Annotated in this window: 17 protein-coding genes and 3 tRNA genes; 9 read left to right on the forward strand and 11 right to left on the reverse strand. The window is 63.7% G+C overall.

Going from position 1 to position 17,776, the window contains the following annotated elements; all coding sequences use genetic code 11:
- Positions 1–90: 90 nt before the first annotated feature.
- Positions 91–576 carry a GlcG/HbpS family heme-binding protein gene (locus MIN45_RS00945; protein ID WP_286292768.1) on the reverse strand — a complete coding sequence of 162 codons (486 nt, stop codon included), beginning with the start codon at positions 574–576 and terminating at the stop codon, positions 91–93.
- Positions 573–1,235: a class II aldolase/adducin family protein gene (locus MIN45_RS00950; protein WP_286292769.1), complete on the reverse strand. Its 663-nt coding sequence runs from the start codon at positions 1,233–1,235 to the stop codon at positions 573–575. The genes MIN45_RS00945 and MIN45_RS00950 overlap by 4 nt, the downstream gene beginning before the upstream one ends.
- Before the next feature lie 56 nt (positions 1,236–1,291).
- Here MIN45_RS00950 and MIN45_RS00955 point away from each other — a divergent pair.
- From MIN45_RS00955 to MIN45_RS00995, 9 genes are all read left to right on the forward strand, one after another.
- A tRNA-Leu gene (locus MIN45_RS00955) sits at positions 1,292–1,378 on the forward strand.
- A gap of 88 nt (positions 1,379–1,466) precedes the next feature.
- Positions 1,467–2,774 carry a trigger factor gene (gene tig, locus MIN45_RS00960; RefSeq protein WP_286292771.1) on the forward strand — a complete coding sequence of 436 codons (1,308 nt, stop codon included), beginning with the start codon at positions 1,467–1,469 and terminating at the stop codon, positions 2,772–2,774.
- A gap of 5 nt (positions 2,775–2,779) precedes the next feature.
- On the forward strand, positions 2,780–3,406 hold the full coding sequence (clpP, locus tag MIN45_RS00965) for an ATP-dependent Clp endopeptidase proteolytic subunit ClpP (protein WP_286292773.1): 627 nt from the start codon (positions 2,780–2,782) through the stop codon (positions 3,404–3,406).
- 105 nt (positions 3,407–3,511) lie between these two features.
- Entirely contained in the window at positions 3,512–4,786 is a 1,275-nt protein-coding gene (gene clpX, locus MIN45_RS00970; protein ID WP_286292775.1) for an ATP-dependent Clp protease ATP-binding subunit ClpX, read from the forward strand.
- Between the two features lie 169 nt (positions 4,787–4,955).
- Positions 4,956–7,352: an endopeptidase La gene (lon, locus tag MIN45_RS00975; RefSeq protein ID WP_286292776.1), complete on the forward strand. Its 2,397-nt coding sequence runs from the start codon at positions 4,956–4,958 to the stop codon at positions 7,350–7,352.
- A gap of 122 nt (positions 7,353–7,474) precedes the next feature.
- Positions 7,475–7,798 (forward strand): HU family DNA-binding protein, encoded by a 324-nt coding sequence (locus MIN45_RS00980; RefSeq protein ID WP_286294082.1) that lies wholly within the window; start codon positions 7,475–7,477, stop codon positions 7,796–7,798.
- Positions 7,799–7,812: 14 nt separating this feature from the next.
- A tRNA-Val gene (locus tag MIN45_RS00985) sits at positions 7,813–7,888 on the forward strand.
- A 6-nt stretch (positions 7,889–7,894) separates the two neighbouring features.
- Positions 7,895–7,971, forward strand: a tRNA-Asp gene (locus MIN45_RS00990).
- Positions 7,972–8,041: 70 nt separating this feature from the next.
- Positions 8,042–9,922, forward strand: a complete 1,881-nt coding sequence (locus MIN45_RS00995) for a SurA N-terminal domain-containing protein (protein WP_286292777.1) — start codon at positions 8,042–8,044, stop codon at positions 9,920–9,922.
- An 8-nt stretch (positions 9,923–9,930) separates the two neighbouring features.
- Here MIN45_RS00995 and xerD read toward each other — a convergent pair whose 3' ends face one another.
- The 9 genes from xerD to MIN45_RS01040 form a co-directional block, all read right to left on the reverse strand.
- Complete coding sequence (gene xerD, locus MIN45_RS01000) at positions 9,931–10,818, reverse strand: site-specific tyrosine recombinase XerD (RefSeq protein WP_286292778.1); 888 nt, start codon at positions 10,816–10,818, stop codon at positions 9,931–9,933.
- A complete protein-coding gene (locus MIN45_RS01005; RefSeq protein ID WP_286292779.1) occupies positions 10,811–11,281 on the reverse strand; it encodes a methylated-DNA--[protein]-cysteine S-methyltransferase in 471 nt (156 codons plus the stop codon). The genes xerD and MIN45_RS01005 overlap by 8 nt, the downstream gene beginning before the upstream one ends.
- A 52-nt stretch (positions 11,282–11,333) precedes the next feature.
- Positions 11,334–11,690, reverse strand: a complete 357-nt coding sequence (gene rplS / locus MIN45_RS01010) for a 50S ribosomal protein L19 (protein ID WP_286292780.1) — start codon at positions 11,688–11,690, stop codon at positions 11,334–11,336.
- Positions 11,674–12,441 carry a tRNA (guanosine(37)-N1)-methyltransferase TrmD gene (gene trmD / locus MIN45_RS01015; protein ID WP_286292781.1) on the reverse strand — a complete coding sequence of 256 codons (768 nt, stop codon included), beginning with the start codon at positions 12,439–12,441 and terminating at the stop codon, positions 11,674–11,676. Before trmD ends, rplS begins: the two co-directional genes overlap by 17 nt.
- A gap of 15 nt (positions 12,442–12,456) precedes the next feature.
- Complete coding sequence (rimM, locus tag MIN45_RS01020; protein WP_286292782.1) at positions 12,457–12,975, reverse strand: ribosome maturation factor RimM; 519 nt, start codon at positions 12,973–12,975, stop codon at positions 12,457–12,459.
- The gene (rpsP, locus tag MIN45_RS01025; protein ID WP_286292783.1) at positions 12,972–13,238 is read right to left on the reverse strand and encodes a 30S ribosomal protein S16; all 267 of its coding nucleotides are present in this window, start codon (positions 13,236–13,238) and stop codon (positions 12,972–12,974) included. The genes rimM and rpsP overlap by 4 nt, the downstream gene beginning before the upstream one ends.
- A 110-nt stretch (positions 13,239–13,348) precedes the next feature.
- Positions 13,349–13,543 carry a rubredoxin gene (gene rd, locus MIN45_RS01030; protein ID WP_286292785.1) on the reverse strand — a complete coding sequence of 65 codons (195 nt, stop codon included), beginning with the start codon at positions 13,541–13,543 and terminating at the stop codon, positions 13,349–13,351.
- Between the two features lie 42 nt (positions 13,544–13,585).
- Complete coding sequence (locus tag MIN45_RS01035) at positions 13,586–17,287, reverse strand: FAD-dependent oxidoreductase (RefSeq protein ID WP_286292789.1); 3,702 nt, start codon at positions 17,285–17,287, stop codon at positions 13,586–13,588.
- 108 nt (positions 17,288–17,395) lie between these two features.
- Positions 17,396–17,773: a DnaJ family domain-containing protein gene (locus MIN45_RS01040; protein ID WP_286292792.1), complete on the reverse strand. Its 378-nt coding sequence runs from the start codon at positions 17,771–17,773 to the stop codon at positions 17,396–17,398.
- Positions 17,774–17,776 lie beyond the last annotated feature (3 nt).

Consider the following 17,776-nt stretch of genomic DNA (forward strand, 5'->3'; position numbering starts at 1 on the left):
CGGTTATGACCGGACTTGCATTGCATGACAGTAGTGCGATACTCCTCCTCTTTGACAGCAGGGCGTTTCACCCTGCTGTTTTTTTATGCCTCAGTCTCGGCCGCGCAGGGCCCGCAGCCCTACCCGGGCGCAGGCTACGTCCAGCATCGCCCCTGGCGCCCCGCCGACACCGATGGCACCGACCACTTCCTTGTCTTCCCTGATCGGCAGGCCGCCGCCGAGCAGCAGAATTTTCTCGTTCATGGCTCCAAGCGCCTGGATCTTGGGATTCTTGGCCACCCGCTCCACCAGCTCGTGGGTGGGATGGCGCAGGGTCAAGGCGGTATAGGCCTTGCGCCAGCTGCTGTCGATGGTATGGGGTCCGGCCTGCTCGTCCCGCAGCAGCGCCAGCAAGTTTCCGTGACGGTCCACCACCGCCACCGACACGGCATAGCCTTTGCCCCGGCAGGCGCGCTGCGCCGCCTGGGCGGCCTTCTGCGCGCCTTCCAGGGTGATGCTTTTCTGTTCGACGGTCTCAACTGCCTGAACGTTCACGAAAAACGCCACGCCCAACAGCCCCAGCAAACATTTCTTCATCGCTCACCTCCTATTTCCAGTGTCAATGCCCGAGCCAGAACCGTCGTCAGCAAGGTCCCAGCCCGGGACAACGAGATACCATAGGCCAGAATACCATCCTCGTGGCCGGCCATTACGATGACCCCGGCCTGGGGCCGGCATCGCACCCGGGCCATGACCGCCCGGGCCAGCGCCGGGGTTCCGTAACCGGCCGTCGGCGGGGTAAGCCCCAACCCCAACGCCTCGCCGCAGTGCCAGATTTCCGGGCTGTGGCCATGGAAGACCGCCGTCACCTGCGGGGCGGCCCGATACACGGCCGCATGGGTCAGGGCCTCCGAGGAAGGCGGATGGACACCGCAGGCGACGATGCGGTTGGCCTCGATCTCCGCCGCCGTGACCAGGCAATAGTCCTCGACGCCGAGGCGGTCCCGGCCGCCGGTCTGGGTCGCGCTGATGACGAAGCCGCCGGGAACCCGCTGGCTGACGTTGCCGAACGCCAGGCCGCCATAGCGCGCCGGATCCTGACCGATCATGCCGAGACGGCGCAGGATCCGGCGCCAGGACTCCAGGCGGGGATAACCGGGCCACCGAGGCGCCCGGCCACGGCTGAAGTCCAGGCGGTAGCGGATGACGCCTTCGCCCAGAACCGCGTCCGCCGCCGGTAAGGACTTGACTGGCATGGGAAATCCGCTAAGCTAGCAGGCTGCCAGCCGGAAGCCGGACGGCACGTACCCTTGCGAATGTGGCGGAATTGGTAGACGCGCTGGATTTAGGTTCCAGTGGGCATAGTCCCGTGAGAGTTCGAGTCTCTCCATTCGCACCAATCATCCAACAGCCTCTGACGCCCCGCAGCATTTCGAATTTTCCACGCAATTTCCAACCAACCCGATCCATTCCGAGGTACATCCATTATGCAGATTTCCGTCGAAAACACATCCGACATCGGCCGCAAACTGACCATCGAGGTTCCCGAGGAAAAAGTGCAGGCCGAGGTCGACACCCGCCTGAAATCCCTGGCCCGGCGGGTGAAAGTGGACGGTTTTCGACCGGGCAAGGTTCCGCCCCGCATCGTCCGCCAGCGTTTCGGCAAACAGGTCCGCGAGGAAGTTGTCTACGATCTGATCGGCGCCAGCCTGCGTGAAGCCATCGAGGCCCAGGAACTCAAGATCGCCGGCGAACCCAAGATCACCCCCACGGAACTGGCCGAAGGCAAGGGCCTCAAATTCGAGGCCGAGCTCGAGGTCTATCCGGAGATCGAACTGGCCGCCATCGAGGAACTGGAGATCGCCAAGCCGGTCTGCGAGATCACCGAAGCCGACGTGGAGGCGATGATCGAAAAGCTGCGGGAGCAGAAAAAGACCTGGGAGACCGTGGACCGGCCGGCCCAGGAAGGCGACAAGGTCACCCTCACCTTCGAGGCTCTGCGTGACGGTGAACCGGTCGGCGAGGGCAAGGTCGAGCACTTCGAGGTCGAACTGGGCGCCGGCAAGATGATTCCCGGCTTCGAGGACAAGTTGATCGGCGCCAGGGCCGGCGACCACCTGGAATTCGAGCTGACCTTCCCGGAGGACTACCACGACGAGGATCTGGCCGGCAAGACCGTGCTGTTCAAAGTCGACGTGGAGAAGGTCGAGGAAGGGCGGCTGCCGGAAGTCGATGCCGAATTCGTCAAGGAATACGGCGTCGAAAGCGGCGATGTGGAGGAATTCCGCCGCGAGGTGCGCGCCAACCTGGAGCGGCAGCTGCACACCGCCCTGAAGGAAAGGATCAAGGAACGGGTGCTGGACGCCTTGTTCGAGAAGAATCCGATCCCGGTGCCGGAAGGGTTGGTCAAACAGGAAATGCAGCGCGCGCTGCAACCGCTGGCCGAAGCCCTGAAGCAGAATCCACAGCTGCTCGAGCAGCTGCCCCTGGACAATCTCAGGGAAAGCGCCAGGAAACGGGTCGCTCTGGGGCTGCTGCTGGCGGAGGTGATCCGCGCCAACGATTTGAAGGCCGACCCGGAAAAGGTTCGTGAGGCGGTCGAGGAACTGGCGCAAAGTTATGAGGATCCGCAAGCGGTGGTCGAATGGTTTTACGACAACTCGGAACAACTGGCCCAGATCGAAAGTCAGGTACTGGAAGAGCGTGCCATCGAATGGATTCTGGAACACGCCAAGGTCACCGAAGAACCGGTGAAGTTCCAGGATCTCATCAATCAGCAACAACAGGCAGCCTGATCTCCATGCAACATCCATCCAATCCCATCCTCGACCAGCTCATCCCCATGGTGATCGAACAGACGCCGCGGGGTGAGCGGGCCTTCGACATCTATTCACGTCTGCTCAAGGAACGGGTGATCTTCCTGGTCGGTCCGGTGGAGGACCACATGGCCAACCTGGTGGTCGCCCAGCTGCTGTTCCTGGAGTCGGAAAACCCCGACAAGGACATCCATCTCTACATCAACTCTCCGGGCGGGGTGGTCACCGCCGGGCTTGCCATCTACGACACCATGCAGTTCATCAAGCCCGACGTCAGTACCATGTGCATGGGCCAGGCCGCCAGCATGGGCGCCCTGCTGCTGGCGGGCGGCGCCGCAGGCAAGCGCTACGCCCTGCCCCATTCGCGGGTGATGATCCACCAACCGCTGGGCGGCTTCCAGGGTCAGGCCAGCGACATCGACATCCACGCCCGCGAGATCCTGCAGACCCGCGACCGTCTCAACCGCATCCTGGCCAAACACACCGGCCAACCGCTGGAGAAGATCCAGCAGGACACCGACCGCGATTACTTCATGAGCGGCCAGGAAGCCTTGGAATACGGCCTGATCGACAGAGTGCTGACCTCCCGGGCCAGGCTCCAGGAGGAATGACGGCGGGGGTTTGGAAATTTTCCGCATTCGGGTATATGCTGATACCATCCGACCCCAACGTGGCGTGCGGGATTTCCGGTTTTTCATTCTTTTTCGAGGTAACCCATGAGCGACGCCAAGCGCGGTAAAGATCGAGAGGGCAAGTTGCTGTATTGCTCCTTCTGCGGCAAGAGCCAGCACGAGGTCCGCAAACTGATCGCCGGCCCGTCCGTGTTCATCTGCGATGAATGCGTGGACCTGTGCAACGACATCATCCGCGAAGAACTACAGGAGAATCCGGAGGACAGCGGCGACCGCCTACCCAAGCCGAAGGAAATCAAGGCGGTGCTGGACGAATACGTGATCGGCCAGGAGGAGGCCAAGAAAGTCCTGTCGGTGGCGGTCTACAACCACTACAAGCGGTTGCGCACCCAGACCGGCCGCAAGGACGAGGTCGAGCTGTCCAAGAGCAACATCCTCCTCATCGGTCCCACCGGCTCCGGCAAGACCCTGCTGGCGGAAACCCTGGCGCGCCTGCTCGACGTCCCTTTCACCATCGCCGACGCCACCACCCTCACCGAGGCCGGCTACGTGGGCGAGGACGTGGAGAACATCATCCAGAAGCTGCTGCAGAAGTGCGACTACGACGTGGAACGGGCCGAGTCGGGCATCGTTTACATCGACGAGATCGACAAGATCTCCCGCAAGGCGGACAACCCCTCCATCACCCGGGACGTGTCCGGGGAAGGGGTGCAGCAGGCGCTGTTGAAACTGATCGAGGGCACCGTCGCTTCGGTGCCGCCCCAGGGCGGGCGCAAGCACCCGCAGCAGGAGTTCCTCCAGGTCGATACCTCCAACATCCTGTTCATTTGTGGCGGCGCCTTCGCCGGGCTGGAGCGGATCATCCGCCAGCGCTCGGAGAAAGGCGGCATCGGCTTTTCCGCCGAAGTCAAGAGCAAGGAGGATTCCCGCAGCGTCGGTGAGATACTGTCCGAGGTCGAGGCCGAGGACCTGATCCGTTACGGCCTGATCCCCGAGTTCGTCGGCCGCCTGCCGGTGGTCGCCACCCTGCGGGAACTGGACGAAGACGCCCTGGTGCGCATCCTCACCGAGCCCAAGAACGCCCTGGTCAAGCAGTACAAGAAGCTGTTCGAGATGGAGGGCTGCGAACTGGAGATCCGCGAGGACGCCCTGCACGCCATCGCCCGCAAGGCCATGGAGCGCAAGACCGGCGCCCGCGGCCTGCGCACCATTCTCGAAGCGGTGCTGCTCGACATCATGTACGAACTGCCCTCGAGCGACAACATCACCAAGGTGGTGATCGACGAGAGCGTCATCAACGGTGATTCCAAGCCCTACCTCATCTACGAAAACGACAAGCAGCGGGCCTCGGCCCAGTAAAACGGTCATCCTGCGCCGGACCCGCCCGGGTCCGGCCCCACCCGCCGGAACCCGGCGCCGCTTTTCCCGATCCAAGCGGAAACTTGTATTTCTCCGGCCGATTGCCCATATTTAACGTAAACGGCCTGATTTCCCCTCATCTTCCACTACCATTCGGAAACGTACCCGTATGACCACATCCCAATTCATTCCTGTCCTGCCTCTGCGCGACGTGGTGGTCTATCCCCACATGGTCATCCCGCTTTTCGTCGGCCGCAAAAAGTCCATCGAGGCCCTCGACGCGGCCATGCGCACCAATAAGCAGATCTTCCTGGTGGCACAAAAGGACGCCGAACAGGACGATCCCGGCTTCGACGACATCTACCGCATCGGCACCTTGGCCACCATCCTGCAGCTGCTGAAGCTGCCCGACGGCACCGTCAAGGTGCTGGTGGAAGGCAACCAGCGAAGCCGGGCGGAAAGCTACGAGGAGATCGACGGCACCTTCGTCGCCCACGCCCTCCCGCTCCACGACCACTGCAGCTGCAGCGATCAGGAGCTGGACGTGCTGATGCGCACCGCGGTCAGTACCTTCGAGCAGTACGTCAAGCTCAACAAGCGCATTCCCCCGGAAGTGCTCAATTCCCTGAGCGGCATCGACGAGCCGGGACGGCTGGCGGACACCATCGCCGCCCACATGAACCTCAAGCTGGAGGAAAAGCAGGCCATCCTGGAAACCGCGGACGTGGCCGAACGCCTGGAGAAGCTGATCCTGCAGATGGAAAGCGAGGTGGACATCCTCGAGATGGAGCAGCGCATCCGCGGCCGGGTCAAGCAGCAGATGGAGAAGAACCAGCGCGAATACTATCTCAACGAGCAGATGAAGGCGATCCAGAAGGAACTGGGCGAGCTGGACGATGCACCGAACGAAATCGAGGAATTGGCCCAGAAGATCGCCAAGGCCGGCATGCCCAAGGAGGCGCGGGAAAAGGCCGAGGCCGAGCTCAACAAGCTCAGGATGATGTCGCCCATGTCGGCGGAAGCCACGGTGGTGCGCAACTACATCGACTGGATGGTCAGCCTGCCCTGGAAGAAGCGCACCAAGGTCAGCGACGATCTGAAAAAGGCCGAAGAGATCCTCGACGCCGACCACTACGGCCTGGAAAAGGTCAAGGAACGGATCCTGGAGTACTTGGCTGTGCAACAGCGGGTCAGGAAGATGAAAGGCCCGATCCTGTGCTTGGTGGGCCCGCCCGGGGTCGGCAAGACCTCCCTGGGGCGCTCGATCGCCAAGGCCACCCACCGCAAGTACGTGCGCATGGCCCTGGGAGGGGTGCGCGACGAGGCCGAAATCCGCGGCCATCGCCGCACCTACATCGGCTCGATGCCAGGCAAGATCGTCCAGAATCTGGCCAAGGTCAAGTCGCGCAATCCGGTGTTCATGCTCGACGAGATCGACAAGATGGCCATGGATTTCCGCGGCGATCCGGCCTCGGCCCTGCTGGAAGTCCTCGATCCGGAGCAGAACAACGCCTTCAACGACCATTATCTGGAGGTGGATTTCGATCTCTCCGACGTGATGTTCATCGCTACCGCCAACACCCTGAACATCCCGCCGGCCCTGCTCGACCGCATGGAGGTCATCCGCCTGCCCGGCTACACCGAGGACGAGAAGCTGGCCATCGCCAAGCGCTACCTGGTCCCCAAGCAGGTCAAGCAGAACGGCCTCGAGGAGGACGAAATCCATTTCAGCGACGGCGCCATCCTCGACATCATCCGCCATTACACCCGCGAAGCCGGGGTACGTAACCTGGAACGGGAAATCGCCGGGATCTGCCGCAAGGTGGTCAAGAACCTGCAGGCCAAACCGGCCAAGGGACCGGTACGGATCACCGCCCGCAACCTGGAGAAATATCTGGGCGTGCCCCGCTACCGCTACGGCCGCGCCGAGGAATCCAACCAGGTGGGGCAGGTCACGGGGCTGGCCTGGACCGAGGTCGGCGGCGAACTGCTCACCATCGAAGCGGTGGCGGTTCCCGGCAAGGGCAAGCAGATCTACACCGGCAAGCTCGGCGACGTGATGCAGGAGTCGATCCAGGCGGCCATCACCGTGGTCCGCAGCCGCGCCGAAGTGCTGGGCATCGATCCGGACTTCTATCACACCAAGGACATGCACATCCACGTCCCCGAAGGGGCGACGCCCAAAGACGGCCCCAGCGCCGGCATCGGCATGTGCACCGCCCTGGTCTCGGCCCTGACCGGCATCCCGGTGCGCTGCGACGTGGCCATGACCGGCGAGATCACCCTGCGCGGCGAGGTCCTGCCCATCGGCGGCCTGAAGGAAAAGCTGCTGGCGGCTCACCGCGGCGGCATCCGCACCGTCGTCATCCCCCGGGAGAACGAAAAGGACTTGGCGGAGATTCCGGCCAACATCAAGCAGAATCTTGAGATCGTGCCGGTGCGCTGGATCGACGAGGTACTGACCAAAGCCTTGGAATACCAGCCCACGCCGCTGGAACCCAAGGTCGAAGCCCCGCAGGCCAAGACTAAAGGCAAGCGTAATCCCAAAACGGTGACGGCTCACTGAAAGCGCCGCGACGGAAAACGTCCGCTGGTGGCCATGGACGGCCGCTGAGGCGTTAATCCATGCGGGTCCGCGCTTGACGGGCTATGGGCAGGCTGCTATAAATCCTCGGCAGCGCAAGCCCTATCGCTGATCGCACGCAATCGTTCGCTAAATTTTCATCTCAAGGGGGATCCATGAACAAATCCGAATTGATCGACGCCGTTGCCGACAAGGCCAATCTGACCAAGGCCGACGCCGCCCGCGCCGTGGACGCTTTCATCGATACCGTCACCGAAGCGCTGAAGAAAGGGGACAGCGTCACCCTGATCGGCTTTGGCACCTTCACCATCAAGGAACGGGCCGAGCGCCAGGGCCGCAATCCGCGCACCGGCGAACCGATGATCATCAAGGCGGCAAAAATTCCTGCATTTAAGCCTGGCAAAACGCTGAAAGATGCAGTACAATAATTAACTCGTTGAGGGGGTGCTTAGCTCAGCTGGGAGAGCATCGCCCTTACAAGGCGAGGGTCGCAGGTTCAATCCCTGCAGCACCCACCAGTTCCCGGAGCGGTAGTTCAGCTGGTTAGAATACCGGCCTGTCACGCCGGGGGTCGCGGGTTCGAGTCCCGTCCGCTCCGCCATATTATTCTTCAAGCCCCGCTTAACCGCGGGGTTTTTTGTATCCGTCGTTTGGACCCAAGGATTAAACCGATGCTGCAAACGATCCGAGACCGCGCCCAAGGCATCTTTGCCTGGATCATCCTGATTCTCATCATCGTCCCCTTCGCTCTTTGGGGCATCCAGAACTACTTCGACACCGGCCGGGAGAAACCCATCGCCGTGGTCGGCGACCGGGAGTTCTTCGAACGCGACCTCCTGCGCCTGTACGAGAACCAGTACGCCCGTTTTGCCGATCAGTATCCGGAGGAAGAACTGAAAAAACAGGCCCTCGAACGCCTCATCGATGACGAGGTGCTGTTCCAGGCCGCGGTGGAGAAAAAACTGGCGGTCAGCGACGCCCAGGTGGCCCGGTTCATCCGCGGCCTGCCCTTCTTCCAGACCGACGGCCGCTTCGACGAGGAAAAATACCACCGCCTGCTGGCCGGCCAGGGCCTGACCACCACCGCCTTCGTCGCCCAGGTGCGCCGCACCCTGCTGATGGAACAGCTGCGCCGCAGCATCACCGATTCCGCCTTCGCCACCGAAGCCGAGGCCAGACGCTTCTACCAGCTGCAGAATCAACAGCGCAAGATCGCCTATCTGATCCTGCCTTCGTCCGAGGAAGGGATCGAGGTCGGGGATGCCGAAATCCAGACCTATTACGACGCCCACCGCGACCAGTTCCGCACTCCCGAAAAGGTGGCGGTCGAATACGTCAAACTGTCCATCGACGACATCGCCAAGACCATCCAGCCCACAGAGGATGAACTGCGCCAGTACTACGAGGAACAGCAACAGGCCTTCGCCACGCCGGAAGAGCGCCGCATCCGCCACATCCTGATCACGGTCAAACCGGATGCCTCCCCGGAGGAGAAACAAAAGGCCCTGGAGAAGGCCAAGGCCGTACGCCAACGGCTGCTCCAGGGCGAGGATTTCGCGCAAGTGGCCAAGGAAGTTTCCGACGATCCCGGCTCCAAGGCCAAAGGCGGGGATCTGGGCTTCGCGCGCAAGGGGCTGATGGAGAAGAACTTCGAGGAAGCCGCTTTCTCCCTGCCCAAGGGGGAGATTTCCGAACCGGTGGAAACCCCCTTCGGTTATCACCTGATCCAGGTGACCGAAATCAAGCCGGCCAGGGTCAAGCCCTTCGAAGCGGTCAAAGACGAGATCGCCCAGGCGATCAAGCGCCAGCAGGCGGAAGCCAAGTTCTATGAACTGGGAGAACAATTGGCCCAGCTCGCCTACGAAAATCCCCAGAGCCTGGAACCGGCCGCAGAAGCCCTGGGGCTGAAGATCCAAACCACGCCCCCGTTCACCCGCGATCAAGGGGAAGGCATCGCCGCCAATCCCAAAGTGCGCGCCACCGCCTTCAGCGCGGAGGTGCTCGAAGGCAACAACAGCGAGCCTGTCGAACTGGACGACGGCACCGTCGTGGTCCTGCGGGTCAGGGAACACCAACCGGCCCAGCCGCTGCCTTTGGAAAAGGTGCGCGACCGGATCGTCACCGAACTGAAACGCCAAAAGGCCCGCCAACGGCTGGCGCAGCAGGCCGAAGCGTGGCTGGCGCGTCTGCAGCAGGGGGAAACCCTGGCGCAACTGGCCGCTCAGGCCAAGGCGGAGGTGAAGACCGCCACCGTCCGCCGCAACGCCCCGCCGCCTGAACTGGCGCCGGTGGTCACCGAGCTGTTCAAGGCGTCGAAACCCGGCACCGCCAAGCCCAGCTTCGTCCGTGCCGAGCTTCCCGACGGTCGCCAGACGCTGGTGCAGATCCTCGAAGTAAAGGCGGGCGACTACGCTGCCCTGTCTCCGCAGGAGCAGAAGGCGCTGCGGACCAATCTGGCCCGCCTGTTCGGTCTCATGACCTTCAAGGAATACCTGCAGCAGCTGCGCGACCAAGCCAAGATCCGCATCCACTGGCCGCAAGACCAGGAATGACTCGCAGGCTAGCCCCGGGGATGGAAACGCTCGTGCAGCGCCTTCAGGCGCGCCTGGGCCACGTGGGTATAGATCTGAGTGGTGGACAGGCTGCTGTGACCCAACAGCAGCTGCACCACCCGCAGATCGGCCCCGTGGTCGAGTAGGTGGGTGGCAAAGGCATGGCGCAGGGTATGGGGTGACAAGGGTTTGTCGATGCCGGCCTTGCGGGCGTAGCGTTTGATCAGCTGCCAGAAGGCCTGACGGGTCATGGCCCCACCGCGGTGGGTGACGAACACCGCCTCCGCCGACCGCCCCTTGAGGATCAGCGGCCGCCCCTCCTGCAGGTACCGCACCAGCCAGGCCAGCGCCTCCTCCCCCAGCGGCACCAGCCGCTCCTTGTCGCCCTTGCCGAAAACGCGCACCAGCCCCTGCTGCAGATCCATCTGCTCGAAACGCAGCCCTGTCAGTTCCGACACCCGCAGCCCCGTGGCGTACAGGACTTCCAGCATACAGCGATCCCGGAGTCCCAGGGGATCGCTCACGTCCGGCGCCTCCAACAGCCGCTCCACCTCGGCCTCGCTCAGGGAAGCCGGCAGGCTGCGCCCCAGATAGGGAGATTCGATCCCGGCACAGGGATCGGCCTCCAGCAGACGTTCGCGCACCAGATAGCGGTAGAATTTGCGCAGGCTCGACAACAGGCGGGCGCTGGTCCGGCGGCTGGCACCGTCGTGGAGACGCTGGCTCAGATAGGCGGCGATGTCGCCCTGGCTCGCCTCAGGCAAGGGCTTGTCGAGCCAGGCGGCGAACCGTTTCAGATCGCTGCGGTAAGCCGCCAGGGTGTTGGCGCTCAGCCCCTCCTCCAGCCACAGGGCATCGACGAAACGCTGGATCAGTGCTACATTGTCTTCAGCCATGCCAACCCTCGTGCGCGAGCAGCCACTTTTTGATTTCAAGGCGCGGACCCCGCGTGGCGCCACAATAGCCCCCTAGCCCGGTGGCGGCGACCACCCGATGACAGGGCACCGCCACCGGACAGGGGTTGGCCCGACAGGCGGCCGCCACCGCCCGGGGCGAAGTCTGCAGCTGTGCCGCCAACGTGCCGTAGGTGCGCACCTGGCCGGCGGGAATTCCCAGCAGCGCGCCCCAGACCCGATGCTGAAAGGGGGTACCGGTCAACCGCAGGGGAAAGTCGAAACCACAGGTGGGATCGATTTCGAAGTAATACCGCAGCGCCCGCAAGACACGATGGACCGAGGTGGCATCCACATTCCTTTCCCTGAAGTCCGCCTGCAACCGCCACGACAGGCCGGTCACGGCACCGCCCTCCACCTGGACTTGCAGCAGACCGCAGGGGGTCTGGAGAAGGAAAGCCGTCACCTACGAAAAACGGGCGCGTGAGGCGCCCGTTTTCACCTGATCGATCCGGCTTCTAGATCTTTTCCTTGATGCGGGCTGCCTTGCCACGCCGTTCCCGCAGGTAGTACAGCTTGGCGCGGCGCACCTTGCCGCGGCGCTTGACGCTGATTTCCTGCACCAGCGGGCTGTAGAGCGGGAAGACCCGCTCGACCCCTTCGCCGTGGGAGACCTTGCGCACCGTGAAGGCGGAATTGAGGCCGCGGTTGCGTTTGGCGATCACCACCCCTTCGAAGGCTTGCAGCCGTTCCCGGTTGCCTTCCTTCACCTTCACCTGCACCACCACGGTGTCACCGGGACCGAATTCGGGAATCGGCTTGTTGCCCAGCTTCTCGCGCTGTTCCTGTTCCAGTTGTTCAATGATGTTGCTCATCGTCGTCCCCTTGGGTTGTCATCTCTGTCTTGAATTCTTCCAAAAGCTGCCGCCGGGTTTCGTCCAGTTCCAGGCGCGCCAGCAGATCGGGCCGCCGCAGCCAGGTCCGCCCCAGAGCCTGCTTGAGGCGCCAGCGGGCGATGGCCCGGTGGTCGCCGCTGAGCAATACCTGCGGCACCCGCCGGCCGTTGATCTCCTCCGGACGGGTGTAGTGGGGATGATCCAGCAACCCCGCCACGTGGGAATCCTGCCGCGCCGACTCCTCGTGGTGCAGCACCCCCGGCAGCAGGCGGGTCACCGCATCGATCACCACCAGCGCCGCCAGCTCACCGCCGGAGAGGACATAGTCGCCGATCGACCATTCCTCGTCGATCTCGCTCTCCACCAGGCGCTCGTCGATCCCCTCGTAACGCCCGGCCACCAGGATCATCCGAGGCCGCCGGGAGAACGTCTCGACAGCGGCCTGATCCAGCTTCCGCCCCTGGGGCGAAAGGTAGATCACCCGGGCCGGCCGGGCGTCGGCCTCCCGCGCCGCGCGGATGGCCGCGCGCAGCGGCTCGACCTTCATCACCATCCCCGGCCCGCCCCCGTAGGGACGGTCGTCCACGGTGCGGTGGCGGTCGCGGGTGAAATCGCGCGGATTCCAGGTCACCAGCTCCGCCTGCCCCCGTTCCAGCGCCCGCCCGGTGACGCCGTAGCGGCTCGCCCCCGCGACCATCTCCGGAAACAGGGTGACGACGTCGAAACGCATCGGTCCGCTTCCGGGTCAGTAATCCGGATCCCAGTCCGCCTCGATCACGCCGGCTTCCAGGTCCACCCGGCGGATGACCCGATCGCGAATCCAGGGAACCAGGATTTCCCGGCCTTCCGGCCCCTCCAGCACCAGAACGTCGTTGGCGCCGGTTTCCATCAGGCGGATTACCCGCCCGAGCACCCGGCCCTCCACATCCCGCACTTCCAGGCCGATGAGGTCGTGCCAGTAGTATTCACCTGCCGGCAACGGCGGCAACTGGCTACGGGCCACGAAAATCCCGGCCCCGCGCAGGGCTTCGGCCTGTTCTCGGCTCTCGACGCCCTCGAGGCGAGCCACCACCGTCTTTCCCTGACGCCGGCCTTCCAGCGGCCTGACCTGGCGGGTTTCACCGCGGTAGCGCAGGCGCCAGGGGGAATAGGACAAAATGTTTTCGCGCGGCTGGGTGTGGGAATAGACCTTCACCCAGCCGCGCACACCGAACACACCGGAGATCTCTCCGAGGAGGATCTCCCGATCCGTCGCCGTCCTCAAACCTCCTGCTGGGCGCTTTGCATCTTGCGCCATTCCTTGAGCAGGCTCTTGACCCGGTCGGTCAGCTGGGCACCCTGATTCTGCCAGTACGCCAGCCGTTCCATGTCCAACCGCAGGCGGTCGTCACCGCCCTCGGCCAACGGGTTGAAATAGCCAAGCCGCTCGATGTGGCGGCCATCGCGCTTGGCCCGCTTGTCAGCCACCACCACGTGGTAGAAGGGCCGTTTCTTCGCGCCGCCGCGCGCCAGACGAATCGTCACCATAAATCGCTGTCTCTCTCGTTAGTTCCGAAGGTTGAATCAAACTGTCAAGTCCCAGGTCAATCGGCATATTTTACCGATTTGGCCAAACAAGTTAAGCCTTTTCTGGAGACTTACTCTTCCAGCGGTTCGAAATCGTCCTTGGTCACGCCGCATTCCGGGCAGACCCAATCGTCGGGAATGTCCTCGAAACGGGTTCCCGGCGGCAGGCCGCTGTCGGGGTCGCCCTCGGCTTCGTCATAGATGTAGCCGCAGACCACACAGACGTATTTCTTGTATTCCACTTGCAGGGTCACTTCGCTCTTCATCGCCACTTCACTCGGTCGTTGGGAACGAAGATTCGACCCGGATCAATCGGCCGGGTTCTCCAGCACATAATCCAGCCACAGGTCGGTAAGCTTTTCCTGCACCGTGTTCTGGCGCAGGCGGGCGTGGAGGTGGTCGAAGTCCACCCGGTCCAGCGCCTGATCCTGGTTGTAGCAGGAATAGACGAAGTATTCCCTGCCGCTTTCCGGGTCCACGTGGCGGCACAGGCACTGGCCGCAGACACCCTTGAGCATGCACTGCATCGGCGAGTTGATGGAACCGATGGCGGTGTGCTGCTTCTTCAGGTACGGAGCCAGCACGCCGTAACGGGCCTCCTTGACCGCCTTCATCATGCGGTCGGAACCGATGACGATCAGATGGTCCACGTCGTCGAAGTGGATCGGCGTCGCTCCCAGCTCACCCTTGGCGTAAGCCAGCATGGCTTCGACGATGTTGCCTTTGAAGGTCTTGTCCTGGGGCCGGGTGGGACGGATCGGCTCGTTACCGGGCAGGTCGTCCACCGCCCAGACGATGACGTCGGAGGCTTCCTCGATTTCCCGCACCTTGAACACATCCGAAGACCTGCGGTAACCGGCGAAGTACAGCACCTGGTTGCCCGCCGCCTTCAGGGCCTTGCCGATGGAGAACAGCACCGCGTTGCCCAGACCGCCGCCCACCAGCAGCACCGTGCGCCCGGAGGGAATCTCGGTGGGGGCGCCGGTCACCCCCATCACCACCAGGGAATCGCCCGGCTGCCACAGGCCGCAGAGTTTGGAGGAGCTGCCCATCTCCAGCACGATCAGGGACACGATGCCCCGCTCCTTGTCCACCCAGGCGCCGGTCAGGGCCAGACCCTCGGACGCCAGACGGGTGCCATGGCGCAGCGGCGCCTGGGACTCGAAGTTCTGGATGCGGTAGAACTGGCCCGGGGCGAAGTGCTTGGCCGCCATCGGCGCCTTGACCACGATCTCGACGATGTTGGAGGTCAGGCGGATCACCTCGACGATGTGGGCCAACAACAGATCGTCCAGTTTGGCGCGGAACCCGGCCCAGAGCCGGTCGCGCTCGGGCTGGGCGGCCGGATCGAGCGTTTCCAGCTCCTTCTGAAACAGGCGCACGATGTGGGGATAGCTGTCCTTGGCCGAGGCCATCGCCCGCACCACGTTCCCGGCGTAGATCGGATTGTTGTCGCCGTAGAAGGTGATGAACTTGCCGTAACGCTGGTAGGAAGTGAAGGGCGCCGGCCGGCTGATCTTGGGCCAGAGGAAATCGTCTTCCACCGGCTCGAGGTCCGGGACGTGATCGACCCATTCCGGCACGAAGGGCTTGTAGAACTTGCCCTGCATCTCGAAGGTGCCGGGATGCTCCTCCTCGTATAGAGTGTTGGGCGAGGTGCCGGCGGCGACCATCAGACTGCGCAGCGGCACTTCCACCACCTCGTCGGTGGCCTGCCAGCGGCCGTCGACCTCGGCCATCTTCTGGAATCTGACCGCCTTGAGGTGGCCGTATTGGTCCTGCACCGCCTCCAGCGGGCTCATGCCCTCGGCCAGCAGGATGCCCTCCTCCAGGGCCTCGCGGATCTCCTCGTGGTTCTCGCGGTAGGCGGGCGAGTTACGCATGCCGCGGCGGTAGAACACCGTCACCCCGCCCCACCGGTTCAGCAGCGGCAGGAAATCCGGTTTCTCGCCTTCGGCCTCGGCGCGCCGGCGCTCGGCGCGAACGGCGCGACCGTGCTCCAGAAACTCGTCGAGGATCTGCAATTCCTCCTCGTCGTAACGGCTGCGCACGGCCTCCTCGCCCCGTGCCGCCACCAATTTTTCGTAGCGCTGCAGAATCTTCTCCACCTGCACCGGATAGTAGGCCATAAGCTCGGTGGCGGTATCGATGGCGGTCAGCCCCCCGCCGATGACCCCTGCCGGCAGACGCACCTGCAGGTTGGCCAGGGAGGAGAATTTGGCCGCCCCGGACAGCTGCAGCGCCATGAGGAAGTCGGAGGCCTTGCGGATGCCGCGGATCAGGTTGTTCTTGAGGGGAATGATGGTGGGCTTGCCGGCCCCGGCGGCGATGGCGATGTGGTCGAAACCCAGGTCCCAGGCCTCGTTGATGGTCAGGGTGCCGCCGAAGCGCACCCCGCCGTAGCAGCGGAAGGTGCGGCGCCGCGCCAGGCTCAGATAGATCACCTTGAGGAAGTTCTTGTCCCAGCGCACGGTGATGCCGTACTCAGCCACCCCACCGAAGCCGAGCATCACCCGGTCGGCCAGGTCCTCGTAGAGCGTATCGAAATCCTCGATCGGCTGCGGCGGGGTTTCCAGATCCCCCACCAGTTCCCTGGGCAAGGGCTCGATCTTGAGGCCGTCGACGCCGACCACCCCGAAACCCTCGTTGGCCAGATAGTGGGCCAGGGTATAACCGGCCGGCCCCATCCCCACCACCAGCACGTTCTTGCCGTTGTAGGGCAGCTGGTAGGGACGCCTGACGTTGAGCGGGTTCCAGCGGGTCAACAGGTCGTAGATCTCGAAACCGTAGGGGAGGTGGAGAACGTCGGTGAGGACGTTGGTCTCGATCTCGGGAATGTTGACCGGCTCGGTCTTCTGATAGATGCAGCCCTTCATGCACTCGTTGCAGATGCGGTGGCCGGTGCCGGGGCACATGGGGTTGTCCACCATGATCAGGGCCAAAGCGCCGATGTCGTCCCCCTGGCGCTTGACCCAGTGCATCTCGGAAATCTTCTCCTCCAGCGGGCAGCCGGTGACCGGGTTGCCGAAGGGGCCGGTCTTGTAACCGCCCTTCTTCTTGTCGCGCATCCCCTTGGAGCAGGAGTCGGTGTCGCGTTCGTGGCAGTAGATGCAGTGGTCCACCTCGTAGAGCACCGGGCGCAGGTTGCGGTAACGGTTGTCGGTGAGGTGGAAACCGTCGCGGCGGCGATAATGGCCTTCCGGCGTGGCCCAGGCCCGATAGGCGCCCTTGTCCACGAGCGCGTGAGGGACCAGATGATTGACGTCGGTGCGGGCCGGAGTCCTGAAGCTGATCCAACCGGCCACTTCCCGTTGCAGCTCGGGATGACGGGCGGCGGCGAAAGTCCAGCGCAGCACCAGATCGTAGAGGGATGCGACCAAAGCCGCATCTTCCTGTCGCAACGCCTCGGCGAACAACCGTGCGGCCTCGGGATGGGATTGGATACGCCGGCGCAGGGCGGCGGCTCGATCTTCCAGCGGGCTGAGATCACCGCTTTCCGCCAACCGCGCGGCTTCCTCGCTCAGATCCTGAAGCTGGAGCGCCAGCCCGGCCACGGCCCGCTCACGGTCCTTCAGATCGTCGCTCAGGGCCTCCAGCAACGCCTGGAAACGGTCCCGGAGGGCGGCGACGTCCCAGTCCTCCGGCTTCTCGCGCTTGAAGCGCTTGGGTGCGGCTTTGGTGACGATGGCATCGCGGTAGCGCAGCACGGTGCGTACCTCTTCCACCACCTTTTCCATCTGCCGCCTGCGGGCGTCCTCGATGTGGAACAGGCGGGCGACAAAATCCCCCAGGTAAGGGGCCATGCGCACCAGCAGGTCGGAAACCTTCTCCGGCGCCATGCCCTCCCCCCGACAAGCGCGGTATTCGTCGAACTCGCGCAGCAGCCCCGGATCGCGCGCCTCCACGTGACGGTCGAACGCGGCGACGAGATCCTCAAGACGATGGGGGTCGTAGAGATCGGCGTAGGTGAAGCCTTCGATGCCCAGCTGCCAGCTTGCGTGCTCTGCCATGTCACTCCTTCAAGTCGGTTATAGAACCGCCCCACAGAAATGGAGGGCGCTAATCAAACGATCAATTATAACGCGTAGGGCGGCCAACGGCTTCGACGACACGGAAATTCAACGTTCATCCCCGTTGCCCAGGCGCTCGGCCAGCGCCTGCAGATAGCGCTCCTGCAATAGCAGATCGTCTCCGCGCAGCTCCCCGAGCCGTTGCAGGAGCAGCTTCAGGCGGCGGCGGGCGTCGGCGGCGAGGGATTCACTGGCCAGCCCCTCGGCCAGAAGGCGGTGGACATCGGCGATCTCACGGCGCAGCTGCACTTCCTCCGGGACGTAACCGGCGTTCTTGAGGATCCGGTAGGCCATACGCAATTCCGGCGGCACCCCGGGCAGATCCTCCGCCGGCAGCGGCCTGCCGGCGCCGGGAAGATCGTCGAACGCACCCTGGGCCATGGCCTCCTGAATGCGCTCCTCGGCAAGCCGGTCCCAGAACCGCATGAT

Origin of the sequence: Methylomarinovum tepidoasis (assembly GCF_030294985.1) — a bacterium.
Classification (GTDB): domain Bacteria; phylum Pseudomonadota; class Gammaproteobacteria; order Methylococcales; family Methylothermaceae; genus Methylohalobius; species Methylohalobius tepidoasis.